The sequence below is a fragment of the Bradyrhizobium oropedii genome, from assembly GCF_020889685.1.
Lineage (GTDB): Bacteria > Pseudomonadota > Alphaproteobacteria > Rhizobiales > Xanthobacteraceae > Bradyrhizobium > Bradyrhizobium oropedii.
Genome location: NZ_JACMYO010000036.1, coordinates 20,463 through 36,920, shown reverse-complemented (window position 1 = coordinate 36,920; position 16,458 = coordinate 20,463). Strand labels below are relative to the sequence as shown.

At 65.1% G+C, this 16,458-nt stretch carries 13 protein-coding genes and 1 other RNA gene; 6 read left to right on the top strand and 8 right to left on the bottom strand.

Annotated elements, in window-relative coordinates; all coding sequences use genetic code 11:
* The first annotated feature begins 2 nt into the window (after window positions 1-2).
* The gene (locus H8A95_RS12860; protein ID WP_229183499.1) at window positions 3-3,158 is read left to right on the top strand and encodes a multidrug efflux RND transporter permease subunit; all 3,156 of its coding nucleotides are present in this window, start codon (window positions 3-5) and stop codon (window positions 3,156-3,158) included.
* 116 nt (window positions 3,159-3,274) lie between these two features.
* On the top strand, window positions 3,275-4,411 hold the full coding sequence (locus tag H8A95_RS12855) for an AAA family ATPase (RefSeq protein ID WP_229183497.1): 1,137 nt from the start codon (window positions 3,275-3,277) through the stop codon (window positions 4,409-4,411).
* 14 nt (window positions 4,412-4,425) lie between these two features.
* Here the strand turns inward: H8A95_RS12855 and H8A95_RS12850 are convergent, their stop codons facing one another.
* From H8A95_RS12850 to tkt, 8 genes are all read right to left on the bottom strand, one after another.
* Window positions 4,426-5,220: an inositol monophosphatase family protein gene (locus H8A95_RS12850; protein ID WP_229183496.1), complete on the bottom strand. Its 795-nt coding sequence runs from the start codon at window positions 5,218-5,220 to the stop codon at window positions 4,426-4,428.
* Window positions 5,221-5,481: 261 nt separating this feature from the next.
* Window positions 5,482-6,555, bottom strand: a complete 1,074-nt coding sequence (locus tag H8A95_RS12845; RefSeq protein ID WP_229183494.1) for a tetratricopeptide repeat protein — start codon at window positions 6,553-6,555, stop codon at window positions 5,482-5,484.
* A 7-nt stretch (window positions 6,556-6,562) separates the two neighbouring features.
* Window positions 6,563-7,240: a thiamine phosphate synthase gene (locus H8A95_RS12840; RefSeq protein WP_229183493.1), complete on the bottom strand. Its 678-nt coding sequence runs from the start codon at window positions 7,238-7,240 to the stop codon at window positions 6,563-6,565.
* Complete coding sequence (locus H8A95_RS12835; protein WP_229183492.1) at window positions 7,241-8,266, bottom strand: class I fructose-bisphosphate aldolase; 1,026 nt, start codon at window positions 8,264-8,266, stop codon at window positions 7,241-7,243. It abuts the gene before it with no gap.
* Window positions 8,267-8,456: 190 nt separating this feature from the next.
* Entirely contained in the window at window positions 8,457-9,524 is a 1,068-nt protein-coding gene (fba, locus tag H8A95_RS12830; protein ID WP_229183491.1) for a class II fructose-bisphosphate aldolase, read from the bottom strand.
* Window positions 9,525-9,687: 163 nt separating this feature from the next.
* Window positions 9,688-10,884, bottom strand: coding sequence for a phosphoglycerate kinase (locus tag H8A95_RS12825; protein ID WP_229183490.1), 1,197 nt, complete (start codon window positions 10,882-10,884; stop codon window positions 9,688-9,690).
* A 143-nt stretch (window positions 10,885-11,027) separates the two neighbouring features.
* The gene (gene gap, locus H8A95_RS12820) at window positions 11,028-12,035 is read right to left on the bottom strand and encodes a type I glyceraldehyde-3-phosphate dehydrogenase (protein WP_163160670.1); all 1,008 of its coding nucleotides are present in this window, start codon (window positions 12,033-12,035) and stop codon (window positions 11,028-11,030) included.
* A gap of 160 nt (window positions 12,036-12,195) precedes the next feature.
* Entirely contained in the window at window positions 12,196-14,181 is a 1,986-nt protein-coding gene (gene tkt / locus H8A95_RS12815; RefSeq protein ID WP_229183488.1) for a transketolase, read from the bottom strand.
* Between the two features lie 321 nt (window positions 14,182-14,502).
* Between tkt and H8A95_RS12810 the strand changes: the two genes are divergently transcribed.
* The 4 genes from H8A95_RS12810 to H8A95_RS12795 all read left to right on the top strand — a co-directional run bounded on the left by H8A95_RS12810 (window position 14,503) and on the right by H8A95_RS12795 (window position 16,457).
* Window positions 14,503-14,823 (top strand): DUF4164 domain-containing protein, encoded by a 321-nt coding sequence (locus H8A95_RS12810; protein WP_163160672.1) that lies wholly within the window; start codon window positions 14,503-14,505, stop codon window positions 14,821-14,823.
* Window positions 14,820-15,203: a cell division protein ZapA gene (locus H8A95_RS12805; protein WP_229183486.1), complete on the top strand. Its 384-nt coding sequence runs from the start codon at window positions 14,820-14,822 to the stop codon at window positions 15,201-15,203. Before H8A95_RS12810 ends, H8A95_RS12805 begins: the two co-directional genes overlap by 4 nt.
* Window positions 15,204-15,550: 347 nt before the next feature.
* Window positions 15,551-15,711, top strand: a non-coding RNA gene (ssrS, locus tag H8A95_RS12800) — 6S RNA.
* Window positions 15,712-15,878: 167 nt separating this feature from the next.
* Window positions 15,879-16,457: a 5-formyltetrahydrofolate cyclo-ligase gene (locus H8A95_RS12795; RefSeq protein ID WP_163160673.1), complete on the top strand. Its 579-nt coding sequence runs from the start codon at window positions 15,879-15,881 to the stop codon at window positions 16,455-16,457.
* Window position 16,458 lies beyond the last annotated feature (1 nt).

Here is a 16,458-nt window from a genome sequence, read left to right as displayed (position 1 = left end):
ACATGCCCAGCTTCTTCATCGACAGGCCGATCTTCGCCTGGGTCGTCGCCCTGTTCATCTGTCTGGTCGGCGCGATCTCGATTCCGCTGCTCGCTGTCGCGCAATATCCGATCATCGCGCCGCCCTCGATCTCGATCTCGACGAGCTATCCCGGCGCGTCGCCTGAGAACCTCTACAACAGCGTCACGCGGCTGATCGAGGAGGAGCTCAACGGCGCCGCCAACATCCTGAACTTCGAATCGACCTCCGACTCGCTCGGCCAGGTCGAGATCATCGCCAACTTCAAGCCGGGCACCGACACCAGCCAGGCCTCGGTCGAGGTGCAGAACCGCCTCAAGCGCGTCGAGGCGCGGCTGCCGCGCGCCGTGATCCAACAGGGCATCCTGGTCGAGGAAGCCTCCTCGGCGGTGCTGCAGATCATCACGCTGAATTCGAGCGACGGCTCGCTGGATGAAGTCGGCCTCGGCGACTTCATGATCCGCAACGTGTTGGGCGAGGTGCGCCGCATCCCCGGCGTCGGCCGCGCCACGCTGTATTCGACCGAGCGTTCGCTGCGCATCTGGATCGATCCGGCCAAGCTGGTCGGCTACGGCTTGTCCGCCGACGACGTCAACCGGGCGATCACGGCTCAGAACGCCCAGGTCGCCTCCGGCAGCATCGGCGCCGAGCCGAGCACCGATACGCAGAAGATCTCCGCGCAGGTGCTGGTGAAGGGCCAGCTCTCCTCGCCCGACGAGTTCGGCGCGATCATCCTGCGCGCCAACGCCGACGGCTCGACGGTCCGCCTGCGCGACGTCGCGCGGATCGAGATCGGCGGCCTCAGCTACCAGTTCAACACCCGTCTCGACGGCAAGCCAACGGCCGGTCTCTCGGTGCTGCTGTCGCCGAAGGGCAATGCGCTGGCGACCGCGAGCGCCGTCGAAGCCAAGATGAAGGAGCTGTCGCGCTTCTTCCCGGCCAATATCTCCTACGAAATCCCCTACAACATCACGCCCGTCGTGAAGGCCTCGATCGAGAAGGTCTTGATGACGCTGGTCGAGGCTGTCGTGCTGGTGTTCATCGTGATGTTCCTGTTCCTGCAGAACATCCGCTACACCATCATTCCGACCATCGTGGTTCCGGTGGCGTTGCTCGGCACCTGCGCCACGCTGATGGTCGTCGGCTACTCCATCAACATGCTGACCATGTTCGGCATGGTGCTGGCGGTCGGCATCCTCGTGGACGACGCCATCGTCGTGGTCGAGAACGTCGAGCGCATCATGGCAGAGGAAGGCCTGCCGCCGAAGGAAGCCACCAGAAAGGCGATGTCGCAGATATCAGGCGCCATCATCGGCATCACGTTGGTGCTGATGGCGGTGTTCGTGCCGATGGCGTTCTTCCCGGGCTCGGTCGGCATCATCTATCGCCAGTTCTCGGTCACCATGGTGGCGGCGATCGCGTTCTCGGCGCTGCTCGCGCTGTCGCTGACGCCGGCGCTGTGCGCGACCTTGCTCAAGCCGGTCGAGAAGGGCCACGGCCATGCCCGCAAGGGCGTGTTCGGCTGGTTCAACCGCGTGCTCGACAATAGCCGCGCAGGCTATACGCGCACCGTGCAGGGCTCGCTGAAGCGCACCGGCCGCCTGATGCTGATCTATCTCGTGCTGTTCGCAGGCGTTGCCTACGGCTTCGTGCGGCTGCCCGGCGGCTTCCTGCCGGTCGACGACCAGGGCTTCATCACCACCGACGTGCAGACGCCGTCGGAGTCGTCCTATGCGCGCACCGAAGCTGCGGTCGAGCAGGTCGAGAAGTATCTGAAGGATCGCGCCGGCATCGAGAACGTCACGTTCCTCACCGGCTTCAGCTTCCTTGGCCAGGGCATGAACACCGCGCAGGCCTTCATCACGCTGAAGGGCTGGTCGGAGCGCGGCCCGAAGGATTCGGCGGCCGCAATCGTCGCCGACATCAACCGCGACCTGTCGTCGTCGATCCGCGACGCCAGGATCTCCGCATTGCAGCCGCCGCCGATCGACAATCTCGGCAACTCCTCGGGCTTCTCATTCCGCCTGCAGGACCGCGGCCAGAAGGGCTATGCCGCGCTGATCGCAGCGTCCGACCGGCTGATCACGGAGGCCAATGCCAGTCCCGTGCTGCAGAAGGTCTATGTCGAGGGTCTGCCGTCGGCGCCGCAGGTCAATTTGATGATCGACCGTGAGAAGGCGGGCGCGTTCGGCCTCACCTTCGAGGACATCAACAACACGATCTCGACCAATCTCGGCTCGAACTACGTCAACGACTTCCCGAACCGCGGGCGGATGCAACGCGTCATCGTGCAGGCCGACAAGACCAGCCGCATGAACGCGGACGACATTCTCAATTACAATGTCAAAAACAGCCGCGGCCAGCTGGTGCCGTTCTCGGCCTTCGCCACCATCGAATGGTCGAAGGGGCCGACGCAAATCGCGGGCTTCAATTACTATCCGGCCGTGCGCATCTCCGGCGAGGCGAAGCCGGGCTTCACCTCGGGCGATGCGATCGCCGAGATGGAGCGGCTCGCCGACAAGCTGCCGCGCGGCTTCGGCTATGAATGGACCGGCCAGTCGCTGCAGGAGAAGCTGTCGGGCTCGCAGGCGCCGTTCCTGCTCGCGCTCTCGGTGCTGGTGGTGTTCCTGCTGCTCGCCGCGCTCTATGAGAGCTGGACCATTCCGCTCGCGGTGCTGCTCACCATTCCGCTCGGCATTCTCGGCGCCGTGGTGGCGGCGACGCTGCGCGGGCTGTCCAACGACGTCTATTTTACCGTCGGCCTGATCACCATCATCGGCCTCGCTGCCAAGGATGCGATTCTGATCATCGAGTTCGCCAAGGACCTGCGCGCGCAGGGCAAGCCGCTGGTCGAGGCCACCATCGAGGCGTGCAGCCTCAGATTCCGCCCGATCCTGATGACCGGTCTCGCCTTCGTCTGCGGCGTGCTGCCGATGGCGATCGCCACCGGCGCCGGCGGTGCCAGCCAGCAGGCGCTCGGCACCTCGGTGATGGGCGGCATGATCGCCGTGGTGATCCTCGCGCTGCTATTGGTACCGGTGTTCTTCGTCAGCGTGCAGCGCGTGCTGGCCGGTGACCGGGAGAAGGTCGAGAAGCCCGAAATCTACGGCCCGCCTGCGCCGGTAACGGGCGGCCAGTGATGTCCGAGATCGGTGGCCATCAAGTCGGCGGCTTGCTTTCACAACATAGTCAATCCAGATTGCAGCTCTGGATTGAACGGGAAGCGCGCAGGCAACCCGGGGATTGAGAGCATGTGATGCGGCCGAGCGATATTGCGATCTCGAATTATCGCTCGATCCGGCGGCTCTCGATGCCCATTCAACCGCTGTCGGTCTTTGTCGGCGAGAACGGCGTCGGCAAATCCAATCTCTACAAGTCGCTGTCGCTGCTGCGCGACGCGGCCACGGGCCGGATCACGCGCACGATCGCCGACGAGGGTGGATTGAACTCGGTCTGCTGGTCGGGCATGCGCCGGCGGGGCGAGGATGGACGGTTGCGGCTGGCGGTCAGATTCGAGCACGTCAATTACGCGATCGAGCTCGGACATCCCGGCCCGGTCGAGGCGGCGTTTCCCGGCGAGCCGATGATCAAGTCCGAGCGCATCGAGGCGATCCACGGCAAGCGAAAAGTCCTGATGATGGAGCGGACCAATTCGCACGTCAGCGTCCGCGGCGAGAGCGGTGCCTGGAGCGAGCACAAGAATGCGGTGCTGCCGTCGGAAACCGCGCTCGCCGATTTCCTCGACGGCCAGACATGTCCCGAAGTCGGCCTGATCAGGAACGCCTTGCAGAGCTGGCGCTTCTATCACGATTTCCGCACCGATCCGGCGTCGCCGATCCGCAAGCCTTGTCTGGCGATCACGACGCCGTCGCTGAGCGCCGATGGCAGCGATCTGGCAGCCGCTTTGGCAACGCTCAGCACGATCCGGCAGGATGCAGCCGACCTGCAGGATGCGATCGAGGATGCATTCCCGGGCGCCGAGCTCCGGGCGTGGGAAGAGCGTGGGCAGTGCGAATTTGAGCTGCGGCAGGCAGACATGCCGCGTGCGTTCAAGGCGCACGAACTATCCGACGGCACGCTGAAATATATCTGCCTGCTCGCCGTGTTCATGGGCTATCGGCTGCCGCCGTTCATCGCGCTGAACGAACCCGAGACCAGTTTGCATCCGTCGCTGCTGGCGGCGTTGGCCCGGCTGATCGCCAAGGCGTCGCGCCGCGCTGACATCTGGATCGTCACCCATTCGGAGCAGCTGATGGAGGCGTTGCGCAGCGAGAGCTCGGTGCCGCTGCGCCGGGTGATCAAGGCGAAGGGCGCCACGACCATCGAGGGCCTGACCCTCGGCGGTGAATTTCGTGACGGTCGAGACGACGACGAAGATGACGACGACGATTAGATCGCGCCGTCTCGCTATTGCCCGAGCGGCTTGAGGATCTTGATCAGCTCGCCGTGCACGAACTCGTTGCCGCAGACGACATGGCCGGTCTGCAGCGGATCGTCATTGCCCTGGATGCCGGAAACCGTTCCGCCGGCTTCGCGGACCATCAACAGGCCGGCTGCGACGTCCCAGGCCTGCAGATTGCGCTCCCAATAGCCGTCGAGGCGACCCGCCGCGACGAAGGCGAGGTCGAGCGAAGCGGCGCCGAAGCGGCGGAAGCCCGCGACCTTGCTCTGGAGCGCGGCCATCTCCTGCAGCGCGAGCTGATGATTGCCACGGCCGATATGCGGCAGGCCGCAGGCGACCACGCATTCGTTGAGCTGGCGGCGGCCGGCGACGCGCAGCCGCTGGTCGTTGAGGAACGCGCCCTTGCCGCGCTCGGCGATATAGAGCTCGTCATTGGCGGGATTGTAGATCACGCCCGCGATCACGGTGTCTTCGCGAAGCAGCCCGATCGAGATCGCGAATTGCGGGATGCCGTGCAGGAAGTTGGTGGTGCCGTCCAAGGGATCGACGATCCAGGTGTGGCTCTTGTCCGAGCCTTCGCGCTTGCCGCCTTCCTCGCCGAGGAACCCGTAGCCGGGCCGGGCCTTTTCGAGGTCGGTGTAGAGCATCTCCTCGGCGCGCTTGTCGGCCAGCGAGACGAAATTCGCCGGTCCCTTCAGCGACACCTGGAGATGTTCGATCTCGCCGAGGTCGCGCTTGAGGCTGCGGCCGGCGCGGCGCGCGGCCTTGACCATGACATTGATGAGGGCGGAGTAGAGCATGATGAGAACTTGTGACTCGAGAATGTGAAAGTCGATAAGGCGGCGCGCGCAAATCTTAGTCCGTCATCCCCGCGCAAAGGCTACGCCTTTGCCGCTGGAGGTGCGAGCGGAGCGAGCCTCGAAGGGTGCACGGCCCCGGACCGGGCCGTTCATCCTTCGAGACGCGCTTCGCGCTCCTCAGGATGACGGGTCAAGCGGGAACGGCGTGGCCGCACCGGATTTCCGGACTGGGTGCCCTCTGGAAGTGGCGCCGTCAAGGCGTCATTTGACGTTGTTTCCGATCCATTTTCGCGCGGCTGCCTCGCCCTTGGCGCGGTCTTCCGGGCTCATATCGGCGAGGATATCGTCAAGATCGGGGTCGCCCTTGCCGGCGGTCTTGGCGACGGTGTGCCATTTCAGCGCCTCGACCTTGTCCACCGGGGCGCCGGCGCCGGTCGCCAGCACATGGGCGAGGCGGTTTTGCGCGATCGCGCTGTTCTGCCGGGCCGCCTTGCGCAGCAGTGCCACCGCCGCCGGCACGTTCCGCGGCGTGCCGGCGCCGTTGTAGAGCGCGATGGCGTATTCGACCTCGGCATCGACATTGTCGGCCAGCGAGGCGGCCTGCAGCAGCCGCGCCGCCTTTTCGAGGTCCTTCGGCACGCCGGTGCCTTCCTTGTAGAAGGTCGCCAGCGCGTATTGCGCCTCCGGGCTGCCGGCGTCCGCGGCCATGCGCAGCAGCTCGGCGGAGCGGCGGAGGTCCTGCGGCAGGGTCTGGCCGTCGAGATAGAGCAGGGCGAGATTATAGGCCGCCTTGGGCTCGCCGAGCTTGGCCGCCGATGCCAGGAGCTTGACCGCGCCGTCCTTGTCCACCGCGCCGCCGCGGCCGGCGATCTTCATCATGGCGAGCGCGAACATCGCCTCGCGGTCGCCGGCGTCGGAGGCGCGCTTGTACCAGTCGTCGGCCTTGGCGTAATCGCGCTTGACGCCGAGCCCGTTGGCATAGAGCTCGCCCAGCATCGTCATGGCCTTGGGATCATAGTTGTTCTGCGCGCGTGTGGTCGCGAGATCGAACGCGGTCTTGTACATGCCGCGCTGATAGGCGCCGAATACGAGGTCGACATTGGGATCGTCGACTGCCTGGGTCGGCGAGGGCGTCGGGCTGGGCGTTGCGGTCGCGGCAGGCTTCGGCGCGGGTTTCTTTGCGACCGGCGCGTGCACCTTCGGCTTCTCCTTCGGAGCCTCCTTCTTCGCAGGCGGCGGCGTCTGTGCCGGCGGCGTGATCGAGAGCTGCGCCATCGCGCCGCTCGCCAGCATCGTGCAGCCGAGCGCAACACCTATCGGACGCAGGCATTTCATTCCACCGTCATCCCTCGGCCTTGGCCTTGCCGAATGTGCCGGCATGCGCCTGCGCGATCGCCTCGCCGATCTCGACGAGAGCCGTTTTTGCGCCGCGCGGATCGGACCAGATGAAATCTCCGACCAGCACGAAATCCGCGCCGGCGGCCGCGAACGCCGCGGCCTCCTCGCGTGAGGTCGCAAAGCCTATGCAGGGCGGCTCGAACAATTCGTCCCACCATTCCAGCCGCTCGGCGATCGCCTCGGTCGAAGGCCGCTGTCCCTTGGCGTCGGGCTCGCCGAACAGCACATAGTCGGCACCGGCCTCGCCGGCAGCCATGGAATCGTGGCGCGTCGCGAGCCCGCCGACGCCGACGATGCGATCGGGCTTCAGCGCGGGCGCAGCCTCTTCCATCGCGGCGAGGCCGGTCAGATGCGCGCCATCGGCGCCGGCGCGGGCCACGATGTCGGGATGGCCGTCGATCAACAGCGCCGCACCTGCGTTCTGGATCGCCGGCGCCAGCTCCTTGACATGGGAGATCATGCTGCGCGGATCGGTGTCGCGCAGCCGCACCAGAACGGCCGCGACATCGGCCGCAGCCAACAGCTCGGCGAGCTCGGCCGCGAGCTGCGCAGGCTCGTCGACCGGCGGAGTTGCCAGATAGAGGCGCGGCGCCGGCCGCGGCGGAACGGGCTTGGTGGCCAACTATGCCGCCTGTTTTTCGAGGCCGGCTTCCCAATTGCCGGTGCTCGCCAACCCGTTCATCCGGGCGCGATGCGAGAAGGCGCGCTGGCCTGCGGGGACGTTGTCGGGCTTGCCGGACCACGCCTTCTGCGGCGCAGCCTGCAATGCACGGCCGTAGGAGAAGGTCAGCCGCCAGGGCAAATGGCCGATCTTGTTCATGGCGTCGAGATGCGCGGTCGCTTCCTCGTCGCTCTGTCCGCCGGAGAGGAAGGCAATGCCGGGCACCGCGGCCGGGACGCAGCTCTTGAGCAGGCGGATGGTCTTCTCGGCGACTTCCTGGACCGACGCCTGCTTCGGGCACTTCTTGCCCGAGATCGCCATGTTCGGCTTCAGGATCATGCCTTCCAGCGCGACGCGCTGCACCCGCAATTCCTGGAAGGTGCGGTTCAGCACGCGCTGCGTCACCTCATAGCAGCGGTCGATGTCATGATCGCCGTCCATCAGCACTTCCGGCTCGACGATCGGGACGATCTGCGCGGCCTGGCACAGCGCGGCGTAGCGCGCCAGCGCGTGGGCGTTGACGCGGACTGCGGTCTGGGTCGGGATTCGCGGCCCGATATCGATCACCGCGCGCCATTTCGCAAACCGCGCACCGCGCTCGTAATATTTCTTCAGCCGCTCGGCGAGCTTGTCGAGGCCGACGGTGACGAGTTCGCCGGGGCAGTTCGGCAGCGCCTGGGTGCCTTCGTCGACCTTGATGCCGGGGATCGCGCCTGCCTGCTCGATCAGCTTGACCAGCGGCGTGCCGTCCTTGGCATTTTGCCAGATCGTCTCGTCGTACAGGATGACGCCGGAGATGTACTTGCTCATCGCCTCCTGCGAGCGGAACAGCATCTCGCGATAGTCGCGGCGGCTGTCCTCGGTCGAATCGACCTTGATGGCGTCGAAACGCTTCTTGATGGTGCCGGAGGATTCGTCGGCAGCGAGCAGGCCCTTGCCCGGGGTGACCATGGCAAGCGCAATTCTGTTGAGGTCAGCGAGGTTCATCGGAAGCGTCCTCCAGAGCCATTGCCTTTGCAAACCAAAATAGGCGGTTCTCGGGCAAATGCCTAGAAAACGTTGGTCGCGGCTGGTGTTTGTCGCAGCCGGCAATCAAGCCTCGGGACACCGTTTCCAACTGCGTCGGAGCCGGTGTCCCGCCTTAATGATTCAGGCAAGAAGTTGTCAGGCAACCTTGTCAGGCCACCTTGGGGTCGAGCTGGCCCGCGGCGTAGCGCTTGGCCATCTCCGCCGTGGTCAGCACCTTCTTGATCTTGCTGGCCTGGCCCGCGGTGTTGAACTCCTGCAGGCGCTGCTTGCACAGTTTGGTCATCGCCTCCATCGCCGGCTTCAGATACTTGCGCGGATCGAACTCTTCCGGATTGTCCTTCAGCACCTTACGGATCTGGCCGGTCATCGCCATCCGATTGTCGGTGTCGATGTTGATCTTGCGCACGCCGTTCTTGATGCCGCGCTGGATCTCGGCGACCGGCACGCCCCAGGTCGGCTTCATCTTGCCGCCATTGGCGTTGATGATCTCCTGCAATTCCTGCGGCACCGACGAGGAGCCGTGCATCACCAGATGCGTGTTCGGCAGCTTGCGATGGATTTCCTCGATCACGTTCATGGCGAGGATGTCGCCGTCGGGCTTGCGGGTGAACTTGTAGGCGCCGTGCGAGGTGCCCATCGCGATCGCGAGCGCGTCGACCTTGGTTTCCTGGACGAACTTCACGGCTTCGTCCGGATTGGTCAGCAGCTGGTCATGCGACAGCTTGCCCTCGGCGCCATGGCCGTCTTCCTTGTCGCCCATGCCGGTCTCGAGCGAGCCGAGCACGCCGAGCTCGCCTTCCACCGAGATGCCGCCGAGATGGGCCATGCCGGTCACCGTCCTGGTGACGCCGACATTGTAGTCCCAGTCGCCGGGAGTCTTGCCGTCGGCCTTCAGCGAGCCGTCCATCATGACCGAGGTGAAGCCGGCCTGGATCGCGGTCATGCAGGTGGCGGGCTCGTTGCCGTGGTCGAGATGCACGCAGACCGGGATCTGCGGGTAGATCTCGGTGACGGCATCCATCATGTGCTTGAGCATGACGTCGTTGGCATAGGACCGCGCGCCGCGCGAGGCCTGGATGATGACGGGCGCGTCGACCTCGGAGGCCGCGGCCATGATCGCCAGCGCCTGCTCCATGTTGTTGATGTTGAAGGCAGGTACGCCGTAATCATGCTCGGCCGCGTGGTCGAGCAGTTGCCGCAACGTGATGCGAGCCATTCCATTTCTCCCTGTAGTGCGCGTTCGCGGATTTGAAGCGCGATGAGCTTAGATTGAATCGTCATCGCGCTTTAGCTCATTGTTTGAGCATGATCTCCGCGCAAACGCTTCGCGTTTGTCGCGAGGGAAAGCCGCTTCACGCCTTTCCGGATCATGCTCTGGATCAACCCTTTTTCAGAACTTCGACGCCCGGCAGCGGCTTGCCTTCCATCCATTCAAGAAACGCGCCGCCGGCGGTCGAGACGTAGGAAAAATCACCGGCCACGCCCGCCTGGTTCAGCGCCGCGACGGTGTCGCCGCCGCCGGCGACCGAGATCAGCTTTTTGGCCCTGGTGCGCTCGGCGGCATGCTTGGCCGACACCACGGTGCCGCGGTCGAACGGCGTCAATTCGAAGGCGCCGAGCGGCCCGTTCCAGACCAGCGTCGCCGCATCGTCGATCGCGGCATGGATGCGCGCGATCGATTGCGGGCCGACGTCGAGGATCATGCCGTCGGCCGGGATCGCGTCGAGGCCATAGGCGTGCGACGGCGCGTTGGCGGCAAACTGGTTGGCGACAACGGCATCGACGGGGAGGATGATCGCGCAATTCGCCGCGTTGGCCTTCTCCATGATCCGCAGCGCGGTCGCGGCGAGGTCCTTTTCGGCGAGCGACTTGCCGACGGCGATGCCCTGCGCGTGCAGGAAGGTGTTGGCCATGCCGCCGCCGATCACCAGCGCGTCGACCTTGTTCACGAGGTTTTCCAAGAGGTCGATCTTGGTCGAGACCTTGGCGCCGCCGATGATCGCGATCACGGGCTTGGTCGGTGCTTCCAGCGCCTTGCCGAGTGCGTCGAGCTCGGCCTGCATGGTGCGACCGGCATAGGCGGGCAGTTTGTGGCCGAGGCCTTCGGTGGTGGCGTGGGCGCGATGTGCGGCGGAGAAGGCATCGTTGACCCAGATGTCGCCGAGCTTTGCGAGCTCCGCGACGAAGCCGGCGTCGTTCTTCTCCTCTTCCTTGTGGAAGCGGGTGTTCTCGAGGCAGAGGATGTCGCCGTCCTTGAGGGCCGCAACCGCATTGGCCGCAGGCTCGCCGATGCAATCTTCGGCGAAGGCGACCGGGCGCTTGATCACCTTCGACAGTGCTTCAGCGACCGGCTTCAGCGAGTCCTTGGCATCGCGTCCCTTGGGACGGCCGAAATGGGCGAGCAGGATCACCTTGCCGCCCTTGTCGGAGATTTCGGTGATGGTGGGGGCAACGCGCTCGAGCCGGGTGGCGTCGGTGACGCGGCCGCCGTCCATGGGGACGTTGAGGTCGACGCGCAGCAGCACGCGCTTGCCCTTCACGTTGACGTCGTCGAGGGTGCGGAACGATTTTGTCATGAGCGTTTCCTGTGCGGCCGGACACAGCCGTCCGGGGACGGCGTCGCTTTTCGCTTGCCGAGGTCGCGGCCGTCGAGGTCGCGAATGCGGGGGCAAAGACGCAGATGCCCGGCACAGGGCCGGGCATCGCGGGTGGTCTTTCTTTAGAGCAGCTTGCCGATCGCGACGGCGGTGTCCGCCATGCGGTTCGAGAAGCCCCACTCATTGTCGTACCAGGCCATTACACGCACCAGCGTGCCGTTCTGCACCTTGGTCTGGTCCATGTGGAAGGTGGCCGAGTGCGGATCGTGGTTGAAGTCGATCGAGACGTTCGGCGCGGTGGTAAAGCCCAGAATGCCCTTGAGCTGCTGCTCAGAGGCGCGCTTCATCGCCTCGTTGATTTCCTTGGCGTCGGTGGCGCGCTTGGCGACGATCTTCAGGTCGATCACCGAGACGTTCGGGGTCGGCACGCGGATCGAGACGCCGTCGAGCTTGCCCTTCAGCTCCGGCAGCACCAGGCCGATCGCCTTGGCGGCGCCGGTCGAGGTCGGGATCATCGACATGGCAGCGGCACGGCCGCGATAGAGATCCTTGTGCAGGGTGTCGAGCGTCGGCTGGTCGCCGGTATAGGCGTGGATCGTGGTCATGAAGCCGGTCTCGATGCCGACCGTCTCGTTCAACACCTTGGCAACCGGCGCGAGGCAGTTGGTGGTGCAGGAGCCGTTGGAGACGACGAGCTGATCCTTGTTCAGCGTGTCATGGTTGACGCCGTAGACGATGGTGGCGTCGGCGCCATCGGCCGGGGCCGAGACCAGCACGCGCTTGGCGCCGGCGGTCAGATGCGCGGAGGCCTTGTCCTTGGCGGTGAAGATGCCGGTGCATTCCAGCGCGATGTCGACGCCGAGGGCCTTCCACGGCAGCTTGGAGGGATCGCGCTCGGCCGAGACCTTGATCTTGTTGTCGCCGACGCTGATCGAATCGCCGTCGACGGTCACGGTGCCCGGAAAGCGGCCATGCACGGAATCGAAGCGCAGCAGATGCGCGTTGGTCTCGACCGGGCCGAGGTCGTTGATGCCGACCACCTCGATGTCCTTGCGGCCGGACTCGGCGATGGCGCGCAACACATTGCGGCCGATACGCCCAAACCCGTTGATCGCGACGCGGATTGCCATGCTCGTCTCCTCTAATGCTGTTGTCAGCCCCGCGGGAGGGCTCCCACGAGGTTTTTACGGCGGAACGCCCGGTTCAGCCGGGCGCGTACGGAAAAGATGGAGCTTTGGTAATCCTTTTTCGCGTCAAGCTCAACCTTGGCCCGCTTGTGTCAGGCCAGCGTCAGACGCGCTTCGTGGCAACGTTAACGACGGCTTCAGCGGTAATGCCGAAATGCGGGAAAAGGTCCTTCGCCGGGGCGCTGGCGCCGAAACCGTGCATGCCGATGAACTCGCCGTCGCGGCCGATCACGGCATCCCAGCCCCAGCGCACCGCGGCCTCGATCGCGATCTTGACCGGAGCGTTGCCGATAATGGCATTTTGCCGCTCGGCGGGCTGCTGCAGCAGCAATTCCAGCGACGGGACCGAGACCACCCGCGTCGCGATGCCGCGCCCGGCGAGCTGTTTCTGCGCCTCGACCGCGATCTGGACCTCGGAACCGGAGGCGAACAATGACACTTTTGCGTCACCCTGCGCCGCGACCAGCTCGTAGGCGCCGTGGCTGCACGGGTTGTCGTTCGGCGCCGTGGTGCGGAGCTGCGGCAGGTTCTGGCGAGTCAGCGCCAGCACCGTCGGTCCGTCGATGCGGTTGAGCGCCAGTTCCCAGCACTCGGCGGTCTCGACCGCGTCGCAGGGACGGAACACGCGCATGTTGGGCATCGCGCGCAGCGCAGAGAGGTGCTCGACCGGCTGGTGGGTCGGGCCGTCCTCGCCAAGGCCGATCGAGTCGTGGGTCATGACATAGACGACGCCGGTGCCCATCAGCGCCGACAGCCGCATCGCGGGGCGCGCATAGTCGGTGAACACCAGGAAGGTGGCGCCGTTCGGCGCGAAGCCGCCGTGCAGGAAGATACCATTGAGGCACGCCGCCATGCCGTGCTCGCGGATGCCGTAATGGATGAAGCGGCCCTTCGGCGTCTTGGCGGCGAACCCCACTGCCGACTTCGCCTTGTTGTTGTTGGAGCCGGTGAGGTCGGCAGAGCCGGCGACGAATTCCATCGGCATCGCAGCCGCAATCACCTCGATCGCAGCTTCCGACGATTTGCGGGTCGCGACGTTGAGCGGATTTTCCAGGAGGCCCTTCTTGAAGGCGCGCAGTCCCTTGGCCAGCGATTGCGGCCGCTCGTGACGGATCCGGCGCTCGAACTCGGCGCGCTTGCGGTTGCCGAGCTGCGCGAACTGCTCGTCCCAAGCCTTGTGCTCGGCCGCGCCGCGGGCACCCGCCTCACGCCACGCCTTCAGCACGTCGTCGGGCACCGAGAACGGCTCGAGCGAGATGCCGAGCTTTTCCTTGGCGCCCTTGAGCTCAGCGGCGCCGAGCGCTTCGCCATGCGCCTTGGCGGTGCCGGCCCTGGTCGGTGCGCCGAAGCCGATCGTGGTCTTGCAGGCGATCAGCGAAGGCTTGCTGGATTTCTGCGCGCGGGTGATCGCAGCGGCAATCGCCTCCGGATCATGGCCGTCGATGAGCTCCGCGGCCCAGCCGGCGGACTTGAAGCGCTTCACCTGGTCGACGGAATCGGCGATCGAGGTCGGGCCGTCGATCGAGATGCCGTTGTCGTCGTACAGCACGATCATCTTGTTGAGCCGCCAGTGGCCGGCCATCGCGATCGCTTCCTGCGAGATGCCTTCCATCAGGTCGCCGTCGGAGGCGAGCACATAGGTGTGGTGGCTGACGATCTTCTTGCCGAACTCGGCGGCGAGCATCTTCTCGGCGAGCGCCATGCCGACCGCGGTCGCAATGCCCTGGCCGAGCGGACCGGTGGTGGTCTCGATGCCCTTGGTGTGGAAATTCTCCGGATGGCCCGGCGTCAGCGATCCGAGCTGGCGGAAATGCTTGATCTGGTCGAGTGTCATGTCCTTGTTGCTGCCGGTCAGATACAGCAACGCGTAGAGCAGCATCGAGCCGTGGCCGGCCGACAGCACGAAGCGGTCGCGATCGGGCCATGCCGTGTCGGCGGCATCGAATTTCAGGAATTTTGTGAACAGGACGGTCGCGATGTCGGCAGCGCCCATCGGCAGGCCGGGATGGCCGGAATTCGCCTTCTCGACGGCGTCCATGGCAAGGCCACGGATCGCATTGGCCATACGGGTGTGATCGACCTGCGTCATGATGAAAAGTCCGCCTGGAATGAGGAGCTGATTGCTGGACGCATCGGGGCGGGCAGCCGCGATACGCGCGTGGATGGCCTTACGGGTTGGAGGGTGGATTAGCACCTCAATTCCGCAAGTCCAAGGCGATGAAACCACCCAAAACGGGGAAAAGTTGCTCGAAATCGCCCCATTTCATTGAACGGTGCATAGTTCTGGACTGCCGTTGCGCTGGGCTCGCTTGCCACGTAAATTTCGTCCCGTAAACGCTTGCCGAACCGCCAGTTTTGCCGTGCGGCAGCCATCTCTAATGGCCTACCTGAGGGGTCCGCGCCGCGTGTCATGAGTGATCGTCTCGCCAACGGGTCTGGCAATACCGAGGCACCGCTTGCCGATATCGATGCTGCGACCAAGCGGCTGATGTCAGCGCTCGATGCGCTGGAAAGCTCGGTGGAGCGGCGGCGCGAGGCCGACCGCGACGAGAATGAATTGGCGAGCCGGATCCAGGCACTCGGCGCCGATCGCTCCCGCCTTGCCGACGAGCTCGACGGATCGCTGGTGAAGTCGCGCAAGCTCGAGCGCGTCAATCGCGACATCGCGGAAAAGCTCGACGCGGCGATCGGCACGATTCGCGCCGTGCTCGAGGGCGGAGAAGGCAGATGAGCCACATCAACGTCACCATCAACGGCCGGCAATACCGGATGGCCTGCGAGGAGGGCCAGGAGGTGCGGCTGTTGAAGCTCGCGGAAAATCTCCAGCAACGCGTCGAATCCCTGCGCGGCAAGTTCGGCGAGATCGGCGATGCCAGGCTCACGGTGATGGCGGCGCTCACCGCCTGCGACGAGCTGGTCGATGCGAGCGCGCGCATCCGCAGCCTCGAGGAAGAGGTCGAGCAGCTGCGCAATGCCCGTGTCGCCGCCACCGACCGTGCCCGCGCGACCCAGACCGCGGTCTCCAATGCGCTCAACGCCGCCGCCGAGCGGATCGAGCGCACCACGCAGGTGCTCAACCGCACCGTCGGCGGCGGCATCGCGATCGGATGATTTTGCTCCACCCTCCCGTGGAGGGGCAGGCCTATCGCATATGGCGATCAGCTATGGCGACGTGGAAACGTCGGTTACAGAAGCACGCAAATGCCATAAGCCCCCTTGGGGCGAGCGTGCATTTCCTGGATTTCGGAATATTGGAAGAGTATCCGTGAGTTGCCCGACACGTCAAGTCGCCTGGTCGAACGCCGGCCACCGCCGGCTACTTTGCATGGGGTTGTTTTCGATATTTTGGCAACGCTTCTCCCCGCAAGTGGCCTCCAGGGGAGGGTGAAGAGAAAGCATGAGCTCTGCGTCTGCCTTACCGCTGGCGGATTGCGGCAACGATAGCTAGATTAGCCCCCGCGAAGCTGCGTCGTGCGTCAGGAGCCATATATCCCCGGGGCCTTATCGATCCTTTAGGGAACTGTCCCTGGCCGGGTCCGTGGACCCGGACATATGGTGCCCACCTACTTTCGTAGGGAACTCCGGGATCGAGCGCTCCAACGGCCTCTGCGGCTTCGCACTATTTTTGCTGTTGCCTTGTCGTCGCGCGGCGGCGGTTCGATTGTGGTGCAGCGCTGTCCCCTGCGAAGCAGGGCGTCCGGCGCGCCGCGGCTGGTCTTACGAAAGCTAGCGTCTGTGGAATGATGGATCGTCCGTTGTCGCGGACGACGACAGCGGAGATGGATCATGCACGCGTCTCCATCGAAGGCCGAGCTTCGGGCGCTTGCCCTCGCCAAGCGCGACGCGCTGAGCGACGAGCAGCGCGCGACTGCTGCCGAGGCGCTTGCCAAGCGCGGCGCGCCGTTCGAGATCACGCAGGGCATGATCATCTCCGGCTATGCACCGATCCGCAGCGAACTCGATCCGGCGCCGTTGATGAAGAAGCTTGCCGACAAGGGGGCACGGCTCGCACTGCCCTGCATCAATGCGCGCGGCCAGTCGCTGACCTTCCGCAACTGGTCGCCGCAGGACCGCCTGATGCTCGGGCCGCTCGGCATTCCCGAGCCGTCGCCGGCCGCGGCCGAGGTGCATCCCGACGTGATGCTGGTGCCACTGGCCGCATTCGACAAGCTCGGTCACCGCATCGGCTATGGCGCCGGCTATTACGACTATACCTTTGCACATCTGCGCAAGGCCAAGCATGTGATCGGGGTCGGGGTCGCCTTTGCTGCACAGGAAACCAAGGCCATTCCGGCGCTGTCGCACGACGTCCCGCTCGATTATGTGCTAACGGAGCGCAAGACGTTCGATTTCCGGAGTGCCTAGC

Bases quoted from the DNA above. Each gene is read 5' to 3' on its own strand.
- H8A95_RS12860 (WP_229183499.1), top strand. From the start codon at position 3: ATGCCCAGCTTCTTCATCGACAGGCCGATCTTCGCCTGGGTCGTCGCC.
- H8A95_RS12855 (WP_229183497.1), top strand. From the start codon at position 3,275: ATGCGGCCGAGCGATATTGCGATCTCGAATTATCGCTCGATCCGGCGG.
- H8A95_RS12850 (WP_229183496.1), bottom strand. From the start codon at position 5,220: ATGCTCTACTCCGCCCTCATCAATGTCATGGTCAAGGCCGCGCGCCGC.
- H8A95_RS12845 (WP_229183494.1), bottom strand. From the start codon at position 6,555: ATGAAATGCCTGCGTCCGATAGGTGTTGCGCTCGGCTGCACGATGCTG.
- H8A95_RS12835 (WP_229183492.1), bottom strand. From the start codon at position 8,266: ATGAACCTCGCTGACCTCAACAGAATTGCGCTTGCCATGGTCACCCCG.
- fba (WP_229183491.1), bottom strand. From the start codon at position 9,524: ATGGCTCGCATCACGTTGCGGCAACTGCTCGACCACGCGGCCGAGCAT.
- H8A95_RS12825 (WP_229183490.1), bottom strand. From the start codon at position 10,884: ATGACAAAATCGTTCCGCACCCTCGACGACGTCAACGTGAAGGGCAAG.
- gap (WP_163160670.1), bottom strand. From the start codon at position 12,035: ATGGCAATCCGCGTCGCGATCAACGGGTTTGGGCGTATCGGCCGCAAT.
- tkt (WP_229183488.1), bottom strand. From the start codon at position 14,181: ATGACGCAGGTCGATCACACCCGTATGGCCAATGCGATCCGTGGCCTT.
- H8A95_RS12810 (WP_163160672.1), top strand. From the start codon at position 14,503: ATGAGTGATCGTCTCGCCAACGGGTCTGGCAATACCGAGGCACCGCTT.
- H8A95_RS12805 (WP_229183486.1), top strand. From the start codon at position 14,820: ATGAGCCACATCAACGTCACCATCAACGGCCGGCAATACCGGATGGCC.
- H8A95_RS12795 (WP_163160673.1), top strand. From the start codon at position 15,879: ATGCACGCGTCTCCATCGAAGGCCGAGCTTCGGGCGCTTGCCCTCGCC.